The sequence below is a fragment of the Tepidibacillus fermentans genome (genome assembly GCF_004342885.1).
GTDB classification, from domain to species: Bacteria; Bacillota; Bacilli; order Tepidibacillales; family Tepidibacillaceae; genus Tepidibacillus; species Tepidibacillus fermentans.
The window spans coordinates 21,890-36,634 of the sequence record NZ_SMAB01000004.1; the positions used below are offsets into that span (position 1 = coordinate 21,890).

The 14,745-nt window shown below is 37.3% G+C and carries 11 protein-coding genes and 2 tRNA genes; 2 read left to right on the forward strand and 11 right to left on the reverse strand.

The annotated features are described in order from the left end of the window. Positions 1–133: 133 nt before the first annotated feature. Both EDD72_RS03605 and EDD72_RS03610 read left to right on the forward strand, forming a co-directional pair. On the forward strand, positions 134–1,822 hold the full coding sequence (locus EDD72_RS03605; RefSeq protein ID WP_132767342.1) for an HD domain-containing phosphohydrolase: 1,689 nt from the start codon (positions 134–136) through the stop codon (positions 1,820–1,822). 17 nt (positions 1,823–1,839) lie between these two features. Further along, entirely contained in the window at positions 1,840–2,766 is a 927-nt protein-coding gene (locus tag EDD72_RS03610) for a DMT family transporter (protein WP_132767344.1), read from the forward strand. On the opposite strand, the gene yihA is transcribed toward EDD72_RS03610, so the two are convergent. The 11 genes from yihA to racE all read right to left on the reverse strand — a co-directional run bounded on the left by yihA (position 2,761) and on the right by racE (position 14,719). Further along, positions 2,761–3,345 (reverse strand): ribosome biogenesis GTP-binding protein YihA/YsxC, encoded by a 585-nt coding sequence (gene yihA, locus EDD72_RS03615; RefSeq protein WP_132767346.1) that lies wholly within the window; start codon positions 3,343–3,345, stop codon positions 2,761–2,763. The genes EDD72_RS03610 and yihA overlap by 6 nt on opposite strands. Further along, complete coding sequence (gene lon / locus EDD72_RS03620; RefSeq protein WP_132767348.1) at positions 3,342–5,666, reverse strand: endopeptidase La; 2,325 nt, start codon at positions 5,664–5,666, stop codon at positions 3,342–3,344. Before lon ends, yihA begins: the two co-directional genes overlap by 4 nt. 47 nt (positions 5,667–5,713) lie before the next feature. Next, positions 5,714–7,405, reverse strand: coding sequence for an ATP-dependent protease LonB (gene lonB / locus EDD72_RS03625; protein ID WP_132767350.1), 1,692 nt, complete (start codon positions 7,403–7,405; stop codon positions 5,714–5,716). Positions 7,406–7,648: 243 nt separating this feature from the next. Next, complete coding sequence (clpX, locus tag EDD72_RS03630; RefSeq protein WP_132767352.1) at positions 7,649–8,917, reverse strand: ATP-dependent protease ATP-binding subunit ClpX; 1,269 nt, start codon at positions 8,915–8,917, stop codon at positions 7,649–7,651. A gap of 98 nt (positions 8,918–9,015) precedes the next feature. Then, a complete protein-coding gene (tig, locus tag EDD72_RS03635) occupies positions 9,016–10,299 on the reverse strand; it encodes a trigger factor (protein WP_132767354.1) in 1,284 nt (427 codons plus the stop codon). A 359-nt stretch (positions 10,300–10,658) separates the two neighbouring features. Continuing rightward, positions 10,659–10,735, reverse strand: a tRNA-Arg gene (locus EDD72_RS03640). 9 nt (positions 10,736–10,744) lie between these two features. After that, a tRNA-Gly gene (locus EDD72_RS03645) sits at positions 10,745–10,818 on the reverse strand. A 352-nt stretch (positions 10,819–11,170) separates the two neighbouring features. Further along, complete coding sequence (locus tag EDD72_RS03650) at positions 11,171–11,791, reverse strand: XTP/dITP diphosphatase (protein WP_132767356.1); 621 nt, start codon at positions 11,789–11,791, stop codon at positions 11,171–11,173. Further along, entirely contained in the window at positions 11,763–12,551 is a 789-nt protein-coding gene (rph, locus tag EDD72_RS03655) for a ribonuclease PH (protein WP_132767358.1), read from the reverse strand. Before rph ends, EDD72_RS03650 begins: the two co-directional genes overlap by 29 nt. Before the next feature lie 188 nt (positions 12,552–12,739). Further along, the gene (locus tag EDD72_RS03660) at positions 12,740–13,801 is read right to left on the reverse strand and encodes a GerMN domain-containing protein (RefSeq protein WP_132767360.1); all 1,062 of its coding nucleotides are present in this window, start codon (positions 13,799–13,801) and stop codon (positions 12,740–12,742) included. 84 nt (positions 13,802–13,885) lie between these two features. Continuing rightward, a complete protein-coding gene (gene racE, locus EDD72_RS03665) occupies positions 13,886–14,719 on the reverse strand; it encodes a glutamate racemase (RefSeq protein ID WP_132767362.1) in 834 nt (277 codons plus the stop codon). Positions 14,720–14,745: the final 26 nt, after the last annotated feature.

Genomic DNA, 14,745 nt, shown 5'->3' on the forward strand with positions numbered 1-14,745 from the left:
TCTAGGATAGCAATCAGACAAATTCCTGATAAAAATATGAACTTTTAATGGAAGTCCAAAAAAAAGATAGGTGTTTTCGACAAAATCTGCTATATTCAAACTAGAATTACTTTTAAAAAAGGGAGATTTTTTAATGCGACTGCGGAACCAACTGCTCCTTTATATTTCCATTTATATTCTCATTCCTTTTCTTATTTTTGCATCAGTAGCGATTTATCTCGTCTATCAATCTTCGATGCAAAAAGAAAAAGAATACTTTATAAAAAACATTGATAATCTATCAATGGAAATGAGTCAATACCTATCTTCTGTTGAATCAAGCTTAGATATATTTTCGCGAAACTCAGCAATCGTTTCATCCTCTCTCAATGAGAAAAGAGCGTTATTAAAAAATTTTTATGATCAGATGGACAATGTGGTTAAAACGATTTATCTGATCGATCAAAGGGGGCAAATCATTACCCTCTATCCAGAAGCAAAAGAAGCTGCTTCCCTAACGTTTAAAAATAAACCTTGTTTTCTAGAAGTAAAAAAAAGTAAAGAGAAACTTTTCACTGGACAAACCACTTCATTGCTTACGAAGAAACCAACTTCTTGTATCGCAGAACCCTTACTTCTTTCGGATGGTCGATTTGCTGGAATGATCGGCGTTGAATTAAGTTTTGATAAAGTAAAAGAGAACATTCTAAAAAAAGGGTATTCTGACTATTCCTATTTTCTATTAGATGGAAATCAAAATATCATAGTATCGGACCAAAGAGATTTAAATCCCCATCCAACTTTCTTTAAAAACTTAGTAAATGATTCTTCTCCATTACAAATTCAAGAGATCACATTAAATGATGAAAAACATTATGTAACCTATTCTACTTTAAAAGATTACCCTTATACGATTGCCGCATTTGTACCTGAAGAGCGGTTTTTAAAACCTGTCTATCAATTACAACTTCAATTCATCATCTGGGTGATCTTCTCGATTGGTAGTGTGTTACTACTCGGTTATGTATTTCGCAAAAAAATCTTAGATCCGTTAGAGCAATTTGCAAAAATGACGAGAAGAATAACCGAAGAAGTCTTGGGTGATTCTCTTTCTTCATTCAATGAAAGGATTGAAATTAAGAATAAAGGGGAACTCAGTGATCTAAGTGAACATTTTAATCAGATGCTGCACGCATTAAAATTAAGAGAAGATCGCCTCTATCAACGAAGGCTTGACCTTATCCGAACGACTGTTGAATTGCTAGAATTAAATGATCCTTATACTGCTGGACATTCCTATCGCGTCTATGAATATTCTTCTTTAATCGCAAGTAAGCTCGGATTACCGAAAGATCAGATCCGGGATATTGAAACAGCAGCGATTCTTCATGATATCGGCAAAATCGGGATTTCATTAGACATTTTAAATAAACCGGGTAAATTAAATCCGAATGAATATAAGTGTATCAAACAACACCCTGTGATCGGTGCGCAAGTTCTCGAAAGAATTGACCAATTTGATCGGGTAAAAAATGCAATCCTTCACCATCATGAACGTTTTGATGGAAATGGGTACCCTGCAATGCTTAAAGGCGAAGAAATCCCAATTGAAGCTCGAATTATTAGTGTGGCAGATGCATTTGATGCAATGATTTCCAATCGTCCCTATCGCCGAGGCATGAGTATGGAACAAGCTTTTCATATAATTGAAGAAGAAAGTGGAAAACAATTCGACTCCCTAGTTGTTGAAGCCTTCACAAGTGTATATAATCAGCATTATGATCTATTAAAACAAATCAATATGACCCAAGAATATGGCCTTGTTTCCTATTTAGCGAATTGAAGAGTGGAGGATTTGCAGTGAAAAAGAGAATGATTGCTGATTTGATCTTATTATCGGTGGCTCTAATTTGGGGGACCACCTTTGTTGTTGTTCAAAATGCGATTGCGATTTTACCCCCATATACGTTTAACGGGATTCGTTTCTCTATCGCATCGATTCTTTTACTTCTTTATATCCTGATGAAAAATCGAAAAGGAGTCGTTGATCTTGGTAAGAAAGGATGGCGTTCAGGGATTATTCTTGGAATCTTCCTTTTTGGCGGATATGCCTTCCAAACCATTGGATTAGTCTATACAACTGCAGCAAAAGCAGGGTTTATTACAGGATTATCTGTGGTTTTGGTTCCTTTATTTTCTATTTTCTTGCTAAAAATTTTGCCAAAATGGCCAACGATTCTAGGAGTATCGTTAGCTACCATTGGCCTTTATTTGATGACGATGATTGAGGGAGGACGTTTTGCATGGGGGGATACACTTGTGTTCCTTTGTGCGATCTTTTTTGCTTTACATATCGTATTTATGGGGAGATTTGCTCCCCAATATGAAACCCTTCCCCTTGCTTGGATCCAAATTACGACGGTTGCATTATTAAATGGAATCATGATGTTCTTTTTTGATGATTTCGAGCAACTAAGTTTTCACAATTTCATTCAAAAGGATGTTTTGATTGCAATATTGATTACTTCACTTTTTGCAACAGTATTCGCATATGTTGCCCAAACAACGTTTCAAAGTTATACCACACCTACAAGAGTAGCAATTATTTTTGCAATGGAACCTGTATTTGCTGCCATTACCTCCTACATCGTTCACGATGAGGTGATGAACCATTGGACCATCATAGGAGGTTTACTGATTTTTATCGGTATGATTATGGTCGAATTGCCCAAAGATCTATTCCAATCCTTCTTTCAATTGATAAAGCGAAAAGGTCGCGTCTCATGACACGACCTTTTTTAGTTCATCCCACAATTGATCCCGACCCATTCCTGTCTCTGAAGAAAAAAGAATAAAGGTATCATTTGAGTCCAATTGCAAGGTCTCTTTTGCGATTTTCTTATGGTTTTCCCATTTTCCTCGGGGGATTTTGTCAGCTTTGGTTCCGATTACTATAACAGGAATATCATAATGTTTTAGCCAATCATACATCATCTGATCGTCTTTGGTGGGAGGATGACGTAAATCGATAATTAATAAAACGACCTTTAAATTCTCCCGACTGGTTAGGTACTTCTCGATCATTTTTCCCCATTGTTCACGAACCGTTTTTGACACCTGTGCAAACCCATAGCCGGGTAAATCAACAAAATAAAAATTTTTGTTAATCCGATAGAAATTAATCGTTTGCGTTTTTCCAGGTTTGGAGCTGGTACGTGCTAAGGATCTTCGTTGCAACATTTTGTTAATTAATGAAGACTTTCCAACATTGGAACGCCCTGCCAAAGCAATTTCTGGTAGTGTATCTTTTGGATACTGTTCTGGTTTTACCGCACTAATTACCATTTCTGCATCGACGATTTTCATTCTCTCACCAGTGCCTTTTCTAAGACCTGATCCAAATGTTCAACGGGTATAAATTCAATGTCCTCTTTAATACTTTCGGGGATATCCTCTAAATCTTTTTCATTCTCTTTTGGAATAATAACAATTTTAATGCCTGCTCGATGGGCTGCTAAGGATTTTTCTTTTAATCCTCCAATCGGTAGAACTCTTCCTCGTAATGTAATCTCTCCAGTCATTGCAATATTTTTTGAAACCGGTATTCCTGTTAATGCTGAAACGAGTGCAGTTGCCATCGTGATTCCAGCTGAGGGTCCATCCTTAGGAATTGCGCCTTCGGGTACATGAATATGGATATCGTTTTTCTCCGTAAATTCTGGGTCAATATTCAATTCTTTGGCTTTCGAACGAATATAGCTAAATGCAGCCTGAGCCGATTCACGCATCACATCGCCAAGTTGTCCTGTCAAGGTAAGTTTCCCTTTACCTGGGAAAATTGAGACTTCAATTGTTAGCGTATCTCCACCCACCGGGGTCCATGCCAATCCCGTGACAGCCCCAACCTGATCTTCTGTCTCGGCCATTCCATAACGATATACCGGTTTTCCTAAGAATTGATTTAGGTTCTTTGCAGTGACAATCACTTTTTTCTTTTCTAAAGAAACTATCATTTTGGCTGCTTTTCGACAGATGGTAGCCAAGGTTCTTTCGAGATTTCGTACACCTGCTTCTCTCGTATAACGACGGATAATGTCCATAATGGCTTCATCCTGAACCTGTATCTTATCTTTTGCCAAACCATGTTCTTTCATCTGCTTAGGTAAAAGGTAGTTTTTGGCAATATGCAACTTTTCCAATTCGGTATAGCCTGAAATCTGTAATACTTCCATTCGGTCCAAAAGAGGTCTAGGAATGGTGTGAATCGAATTCGCTGTAGTGATGAACATGACTTTCGATAGGTCATAGGGTATTTCGATATAATGATCACTAAAGGAATAATTTTGTTCAGGGTCAAGAACTTCTAAAAGTGCCGATGCTGGGTCGCCGCGAAAATCAGAAGCCATCTTATCAATTTCATCTAGAATAAACACTGGATTCACGGTACCTGCGGTTTTCATTCCTTGAATAATCCGTCCTGGCATAGCTCCTACATAAGTCCTACGGTGACCTCGTATTTCCGATTCGTCTCGAACTCCTCCTAAAGAAATGCGCACGAATTTTCTTCCGAGTGCCCGGGCAATCGATTTTGCTAAAGAGGTTTTTCCTACACCTGGAGGACCAACTAAACAAAGGATCGGCCCTTTTAATTTTTTCACTAACTTTTGTACAGCAAGATACTCAAGAACTCGTTCCTTTGCCTTTTCTAACCCATAATGATCTTCATTTAAAACCTCTTCTGCATGTTTAATATCTAAATCATCTTCTGTACTTTCTGTCCACGGCAAATCTAGTAGCCAGTCGACATAGGTACGAATCACTCCACCCTCCGCAGAAGTGGTTGGAATCTTTTCCAATCGATCGATCTCTTTTTCTATCTTCTCTTTGACATAATCAGGAGCCTCTAATTTCTTAAGTTTTTCTCGCAGTTCATCAACTTCTGCTTGACGACCTTCTTTGTCTCCTAATTCTTTTTGAATGGCTTTCATTTGTTCACGCAAATAATATTCTTTTTGTGTCTTTTCCATTTGTTTTTTGACACGTTGGTTAATTTTTTTCTCTAATTCTAGAACTTCTCTTTCATTGTTTAAGATATTTAATATTTTCTCTAACCGTTCTTTTACCGAGGTGATCTCTAAGATCTCTTGTTTGTCTTTGATTTTTAAAGGTAGATGGGATGCAATGACATCCGCTAACTTTCCTGCATCATCAATATCACTCACCGCTGCTAAGGTTTCTGGAGTGATCTTTTTCGATACTTTTCCATATTGGTCAAATTGCTCTAAAACCATGCGCATTAGAGCTTCAATTTCGATCCCTGTAGTGTCAGTTTCCTCTAATTTGGTGAATAATACTTCGAAATATGTATCTTCTTTTAAATACTCTATAATTTTTGCTCGAAAAAGCCCTTCAACCAATACACGAATCGTTCCATTCGGGAGTTTTAACATTTGTCGTACTTTTGCCACTGTACCGACCCGATAGATGTCGTGGATACTCGGCTCATCGATTTGAACTTCTTCTTGTGTTGCTAAAAAAATCAATGTATCTTCATTTATCATGGCTTGATCTAGGGCTTTCACTGATTTCTCTCGCCCTACATCTAAGTGAATTACCATGCCTGGAAAAACCAAAAGTCCTCGCAATGACAATAATGGGAGTACATTTCTTTCTTGATTTGTTGCCATGATCGTCACCTCCATGCTGAAATTTTATCCTATCTTGATGTTTTTGTCTAATTCATAGGATCAAAATGAATCGTAGCTGGTGTAGCAGAATATACTTCAGCAGTTCCGAGATACGATTTGTCTGTTTCGTTTACCAGTGCAATTGCTAGTACTTCTTCAATATTTTCTACTTTCACAATTTTAATTCCTGGATAATCTTGAAAACTTTGTTGCCAATTATCTTTTGGAATGATGACTCTTTTAACTCCTGCCTCTTTTGCCGCTTCAATCTTAGCGATCACTCCACCGATTGGTTTTACTTTCCCATAGATACTAATCTCGCCAGTCATCGCTATCTTGGAATCTACAGGAATCTTCTTAATAGCGGAATAGATCGCAGTTGTCATCGTTATCCCTGCTGATGGCCCATCAATCGGTGTTCCTCCTGGAAAATTCACATGGATATCATAATCGTATGGATTGATATCTGTTTGATGATGAAGAACGGTAAGAACATTCTCTAATGAACCTAGTGCCATACTTTTACGGCGAATTGTTTTTAGGCCACCACCAATTTCTTCTTCTTCGACAATTCCTGTAATCTTTAATTTTCCTTGGCCTGTTCTCACCTTTTTTGCAGTTACTTCCACTTCTAGAAGTGTTCCCATATTTGGCCCATAAACTGCCAATCCATTCACGATTCCAATTTGTGGTTCAGAGGATACTTTTCGATCAGGTCGAGGCGAGATCTGACTACTATTAATGACCCATTCCATATCTTTCACTTCAACTCGCTTCCTCTGTTCGGATAGTGCTATACCTGCGGCAATCTGAACTAAGTTTACTGCCTCCCGACCATTGGTAGCATAGCGTTTTCCTACTTCAATAACCTCTGGGTCATAATCTAACGCGATTTTCTCAATTGCATTTTTCATAATCTCTGCAATATGTTCCATTGTAAGTGGTTTAAAAAAGATTTCTAAACAACGCGAACGGATCGCAGCAGGAATCTCATGTGGTTGTCTTGTTGTTGCCCCTACAAGGCGAAAATCTGCCGGTAATCCATTCTGAAATATGTCATGGATATGTTTGGGAATATTTGAATCTTCCGAATTGTAGTAGGCACTTTCTAACATAACCTTACGATCTTCTAAAACTTTTAGTAGTTTATTCATCTGTATCGGATGCAATTCTCCAATCTCGTCAATAAACAAAATACCGCCATGAGCTCTTGTCGCAGCTCCTGGCTTTGGTTGCGGAATGCCTGCTACTCCCATAGCTCCAGCCCCTTGATAGATTGGATCATGGACAGAGCCAATCAATGGATCAGCGATTCCACGTTCATCAAAGCGTGCTGTAGTCGCATCCACTTCAACAAAGTTTGAGTCTTGATTAAAAGGTGAATAGGGAAGTTGTTTGGCTTCGTCAAGGACTAAGCGGGCGGCAGCAGTTTTTCCAACGCCCGGTGGACCGTAAATGATCACGTGTTGGGGATTAGGACTGCACAAAGCTGCGCGTAAAGCTTTTAATCCTTCTTCTTGTCCTACGATTTCTTTAAAATTACGAGGTCTTGTTCTTTCTGCTAAAGGTTCTGTAAGAGAGATTTGTCTAAGTTTATATAATTTTTCTAATTCTTTTTTTGAATCACGATCAATTGCCGTTTTATTTTGATGTTGGCTTTTTAATAGATTCCAAAAATACAAGCCGATTACAATTCCAAAAAAAACTTGTATACTCACTAACAATGCTGTAATATTCATATTTACCTCCCAAAAGCGATTTACATTTTTTTACTCGATAAATTATAGTATTACCTATTGGGAGGAGCCATAATCAATAGAAACGAAAATACATGGTAATTTTAGATGTTAAAGGTGAGATGTGGAGGTTGGATTAATAAGTTGAAATTGACGTATGGCAATTTCTAAATAAAAATAGGTTTGTATATTCCAACCTTATTGAACATACAAACCTTCAGAACACTTCCGATTGTGACTTCTGTATTACGCACTTTCTTCTTGCGGAGTTAAACGGACAATTCTTCCTTCTTTATTATAAAGTGTAGGGGGGAATTTCTTGATAATCGTATCTTCCGAGATTACACATTTGGAAACATCTTGTCGTGAAGGCAACTCATACATCACATTTAATAACGCTGTTTCAATAATCGAACGTAATCCCCGCGCACCTGTATTTCGCTTTAAAGCCTCTTTTGCTATCGCAATTAAAGCTTCTTGTTCAAATTCAAGTTCAATATTATCCATTTCTAAGATTTTTTGATACTGTTTCACTAAAGCGTTTTTCGGTTCAGTCAGAATACGAATTAATGCATTTTCATCAAGTTGTTGCAACGTTGCGATGACTGGTAGTCGACCGACAAACTCAGGGATTAATCCGAATTTTAGTAAGTCCTCAGGTAAGACTTTGGTCAAAATATCATCGTTTTTCAATTCTGTGTTGACATGATCCGCACCAAAACCGATTACTTTCTTTCCAATACGGCGCTTAATAATATTTTCGACTCCATCAAAAGCACCGCCAACAATAAAGAGGATATTAGTGGTATCAATTTGAATAAATTCTTGATGTGGGTGTTTTCTTCCCCCTTGTGGAGGTACACTTGCCACTGTGCCTTCTAGGATTTTCAGCAAGGCTTGTTGAACACCTTCACCAGAAACATCACGAGTAATGGATGGATTTTCCGATTTCCTCGCAATTTTATCAATTTCATCAATGTAGATGATTCCTTTTTCTGCCCTTTCAATATCATAATCTGCGGCTTGAATTAATTTGAGTAAAATATTCTCAACATCTTCACCAACATATCCAGCTTCAGTCAACGAAGTAGCATCAGCAATTGCAAAGGGCACATGTAAGATTTTGGCTAATGTTTGGGCTAAGAGCGTTTTACCACTTCCAGTCGGTCCGATTAACAGAATATTACTCTTCTGAAGTTCCACATCATCAAACTTCTGTTGAGTATGAATTCGTTTATAGTGATTATATACAGCAACAGAAAGTGTTTTCTTGGCATTTTCCTGACCAATCACGTATTGGTCCAAAATCTCTTTAATCTCTGTAGGTTTTGGTACTTCTTGTAAAGTGAGATTTTCTTCTGTTCCAATTTCTTCTTCAATGATTTCATTACATAGTTCAATACATTCATCACAAATATATACTCCGGGACCGGCTACAAGCTTGCGTACTTGCTCCTGAGATTTTCCGCAGAAAGAACATTTTAGGGTTCCTTTTTCATCACTAAATTTAAACATTTAAATTCTACGCCCCTTCTACAAAGGTACTAAGAAAACAAATCTTGTGAAAAAGAAGGCACGGATTTCCGTGCCCTGTTTATTTTATTGTAATTCGATTATTTGCTTTGTTCAACTAAGAAGTCAATGGTTTTACGAATTTGGATATCGGATTTTATTCCTTCTAAACCATTAGAACGCGCTGTGAATAAGGAACGGATTTCTTCTACATCACGCTTGTATTGCTCTGCAAGTTTTTCAAGTTCTTTTTCTACTTCTTCATCAGTAACCTCAATATTTTCTGCCTTAGCAATCGCTTCGAGAACAAGGTTCGTTTTTACACGTTTTTCTGCATCATTTTTAAATTGCTCTTTTAAAGCTGCTTCATCGGAATTGGTGAATTGATAATATAGATCAAGGTTTAACCCCTGGTAAGCCAACTGTTGCTCGAATTCACGAATCATAGCCTGAATTTCATTCTCAATCATGACTTCTGGAATCTCAACAGTTGCATTTTCCGTTGCCTTTTCAATGACAGTGTCACGACGGTAATGTTCTTCCTCATGTTTTGCACGTTCTTCAAGTTTGTTTTTAATATCCGCTTTTAACTCTTCTAACGTTTCGAAATCAACATCTTTCGCAAATTCATCATCTAATTCTGGAAGTTTTTTACGTTTAATATCATGTACTTTTACTTTGAATGTCGTTTCTTTTCCTGCTAAATCTTCGTTATGGTAGTTTTCAGGGAAAGTGACTTGAATTTCTTTTTCCTCTCCCTTTTTCATTCCAATAAGTTGTTCTTCAAAACCAGGGATGAAGGTACCAGAACCGATTTCTAAGGAATACTTTTCACCTTTTCCACCTTCAAAAGGTTCACCATTTAGGAAACCTTCAAAGTCGATAACAGCGATATCACCATTTTGAACTTCTCCATCTTCAACAACTTCTAACTCAGCATGACGGTTTTGGAGTTGTTTTAATTCTGCTTCGATATCTTCTTCTTTTACCGAGAAATCTTTTTCTGGAACCTCTAATGCTTTATATTCACCAAGTTCAACTTCTGGTTTCACGATGACCGTCGCAGTAAATACAAATGGTTTACCTTTTTCAATAGTTTCAATATCAATTTCTGGACGATCTACCGGCTCAATACCATTCTCGTTGATGGCTTGCTCATACGCTTCAGGTAATAAAATATCTAAAGCATCATTATATAAAGCTTCTACCCCAAAACGAGACTCAAAAATTTTGCGAGGTACTTTACCTTTTCGGAAACCTGGTACATTAATACGTTTAACTACTTTTTTAAATGCTTTGTCTAATGCTTCGTCTAGTTTTTCAGCCTCAACTTCTACATGTAGGTTTACTTTATTTTTTTCTATTTTTTCCCATTTTGTTTGCATTCTATACTTTTCCCCTCCTAGTACTCTTCCAAACGGATCGTTTACAAAGGTTTTTTCCAAATATGTACTGAAACACTCTATCTGACAGTATAACCACTTCATTATAACATAAACCTTTTTCTTTTGAAACTCATGAAAAAACCTTTTACCACATGAAAAAAACGTCTTCTAGGTTGAAGGCGCTACATTAAATATACCTAATATTTGATTTGAAAACAATAGAATTTTATGGATATTGTCAAACCTTTTTATCCATTACGTATACACACATCGAAGAATAAGTAAAAAAAAAGAAGAATAAGTAAAAAAAAAAACGTTTCTTATAGACGTATATAAGAAACGTTAATTTGATTATGTAATGGCGTCCCAGGAGGGATTCGAACCCCCGACACACGGCTTAGAAGGCCGTTGCTCTATCCAGCTGAGCTACTGAGACAGATTGTTATGGAGCGGATGACGGGAATCGAACCCGCGTTGTCGGCTTGGGAAGCCGATGTTCTACCATTGAACTACATCCGCAAAAATATTCAATATCTCAAAGACAAAAGATATTATAACAAGTTTAAAATTCAAGGTCAATATTTATAGATGATTTTTTTCTGTTTTATGTAAAATTGTTTGTATATTCCAACGCGCTCCGTTGTCCGTACTTCGCACTCCCAAAAGTCGCTGCTTATGGAATATACAAACCCACTATCTTCGAATCACTGGCTTGTACGATTCTATAAGCTGCGACATAGCACGAATTGCAACTTTAGTTGCATAGCGTGACTTGTACCCTATGGGTGCTTTAGCGAGCGCGCTTTCATACCGACCGTTTATTCATGGAAAGCCATAAGGTTAGGAGCAGAGTTAGAACATACTAGCCCCGCTATTGTTCCCATTCACCTTTCAATAGATGAAATAATCTTCTCATTGCTTTACCACGATGGCTAATTTGATTTTTTATTTCTGGATCAAGCTCTGCCATTGTTTTGCCCAACTCAGGCAGATAAAATAATGGATCATATCCAAACCCACGTTGCCCCCTTGGAGACTCAAGGATATACCCCTCTACTATATCTTCTACACCGATTGTTTCTTTATTGGGAACGGCAAAGGCTAAATATGCGACAAAACGAGCTTTGCGTTTTTCCTTTGGTATACCTGCTAATGCATGTAACAGCTTCTGATTGTTTTGTTCATCGGTTGCGTTTTCGCCAGCATAGCGAGCAGAATTAATGCCTGGAGCTCCAGCCAATGCATCCACAACTAAACCAGAATCATCAGCAATGGTCGGTAACCTTGTAAATTGGCAAATCGTTTCTGCTTTCTTCTTGGCATTTTCTTCAAAACTAGTTCCATCTTCAATGATTTCAGGGACATTCTCAAATTCTTTTAACGATAAAATTTCAATACCAAGTCCTGAAAATAGCGTTTTAAATTCCTGAATTTTTCCTTGGTTTTTCGTGGCGAGAACGATTTTATTGTTGGGTGCTTGTCTGTTGTTCAACTTGCGTTTCTCCTTCAACCTCTATTTTTCCAATAAGATCAACATATTCTTTCATCACTTCTTTTTGAACTTGGATCAATTCTTCCACACCTTTTTTCCCTAAACGTAGTAACTGATCTAATTCATTTGCAGTAAAAGGAGTCTCTTCACCAGTTCCTTGTAGTTCAACATATTTTCCTTGATCGGTCATCACAATGTTCATATCAACGATTGCTTGAGAATCCTCTTCGTAGGATAGATCTAATCTCACTTCATTTTCGATAATGCCGACACTTGTTGCTGCAACAAAATTTTGAATAGGCATTTTGTTTACTTTTCCTTCTTGAACTAACCGATGACAAGCATCTGCCATTGCAACAAAAGCCCCTGTAATCGAAGCCGTTCTGGTTCCACCATCTGCTTGAATCACATCGCAATCAATCCAAATCGTTCTTTCTCCTAACGCTTCTAAATCAACAACAGATCGCAATGCTCTGCCAATTAATCGGGAAATCTCCATTGTTCGACCACTAACTTTTCCTTTCGTTGATTCTCTCGCATTTCGTGTATGAGTTGCTCTTGGAATCATTGCATATTCAGCAGTGATCCATCCCTTTCCTTCACCTCGCATAAAAGGAGGAACTTTTTCTTCAATTGTTGCTGTACAAATAACCTTTGTATCTCCCACTTCAATTAAAACAGAGCCTTCTGCATGCTTAATATAATGATTTGTGATTTTTACTTTTCGTAGTTCATCTACATTTCTGTTATCAGGTCTCATTTTCTTCCTCCAGTTCTTTTACTTCCTATTCATTTTCTATTATTTACATCTTTTCATTGGACATCCAACATTTTAGAAGATAGAGATCAGAAGTCAGATTTGATAAAATTGGAACGAAAAAGAAAAAGGGGTAGTTTACTACCTCCTTAATTTTTCGTTTTTCCTTATTATACTAGATTTTTTGCCATTCACAAAATTGAAGTATTAATTTTTTCTGGACGCATGATCGGTTTTGCTAAGTTATCTGTAAGAGTATCTGTTTTTCCATTCACTTTGATTTGAACTGATTTTGCACCCGTGTTTTCTGTTAATGACCAAACGAGAATATCCAATTCTTCCTTTGATACTTCTTTATTGGGACCTAAAATTTGATTATCAAAATTTGCAATGACCATTTGTCGTTCTACTTTTACATCAAGTATTTTGGTAGATGGTAAGATTGGCGATGTTAAACCTGTTCCTGCTTTTGGGCCAATTACTAATTGTTCAAGTGTTGCTTTTGCAAGATCGTTTGTCTCAGGAACCATTCTCGTTACAGGAACAAGATATTGTTTATCACCCATACTCCGATAAAAATATAGTGTTACGGTGGTGGTTTGACCAATCTTAATGTTATTTCCTAATTCCATATTGATTCCATCTGCTCTACTCAAAGGTCCAACAATCGGTGTTTTCCATGTTGGCATCGACTCTAACGGATAACCATTCACGCGAATTTCCACTTTATCAATGGTTGGAAATTCTGTTAATGTCCATGTAATCGCATCTAAAATTTTTTTCTCATCTGCAGCAGACTTTGCCTCATAAGATAAAAATTCCTTGGAGAAATCGACGATTGCTAATTTTTGATCGGCCTTCACAGTCATTGAAGACTTCGTACCTTTTGGTAAAACAGCTTTAAATCCTTGAGGGATTTTACCTTCAGCTGGACCACCAACAGTCATATATTTTAATACTTCTTGCCCAATTCCTTCCACCTTTGGGATATCCATTGTATATGGAACAACATCCCTTTTTTCATCGAAAAAGTAGATCGTAAATTTCACTTGCTGTTTTTGATCAGCCGTCGTTGCATCTCCATTTTCCTCTGTTGTTACATCTACCGTTCCTGTACTATCCTTTGCATCCAATGCAGGTGGTGGATCAATGTCTTTTGAAGTTTCTTCTGGCCCATATATTCCACAACCAGATAGTAGAGTGAATACTAGACTCAAGATTATCAATAATGATAATTTGTTTCGTTTAAACATTTTTTTCCCCTCCTCAAGGCAATTCTACTTCTATGTATACGAGCCTTGAGGAAATTTAGTACAATTTTGTCCAAAAAAATCCTATCATTTTTTGATAGAACTTTTTTCCTCATTTTTCTTTGCAAGTTCGATATGAGTGACTTCAATGGCTCTACCTAACCATTTCTCAGCAATTTGTTTAAAATGAACCACATCACCCGTAGTATAGAAATGATGTTCGGGTTCATTTTCCGTCTGATTGAGAAGGTTTTGGTGATGAAGAATGGTACTTACTTCCCTAGCTGTCTCTTCCGCTGAACTTAGTAATTTGACCTGATCACCAACTACTTCCTGGATGTATTTACTAATAAGTGGATAATGAGTACAACCTAATATTAATGAATCCATCTTTTGACTCAAAATCGGTTTTAAGGCGTCTTTCACGACTTGACGGATCGTGATTTCATCTTCAATACCGCTTTCGACAAGAGGAACCAAAGTTGGACAAGCATGACTAGTAACCTTTAATTTGGGATTAATTTGTTTTAAGGTATTTTCATATGCACCACTTTGAATGGTTCCTTCCGTCCCGATTACACCAATTTCTCCAGTTTGAGTATGTTTGATCGCTGATAAACTTCCTGGACGGATCACTCCAACAACAGGAATCTTGACCTTCTTTTTCACCTCTTGTAAGGCTGCAGCGGTTGCTGTATTACAAGCGATTACGATCATTTTAACGTTTTGTGCTAACAAAAAATCTACGATTTCTAATGTAAACTCTTTTACTTCCTCAAGTAAGCGAGGGCCATATGGACACCTAGCTGTATCACCAAAATAGATGACTTTTTCCTTTGGTAATTGTCGAAATACTTCTTTCACAACAGTCAAACCACCAACACCTGAATCCAAGATTCCTATTGCTTTTTGTTCTTCCATGTTTCGGTTCCTCCTAGAATTTTTGC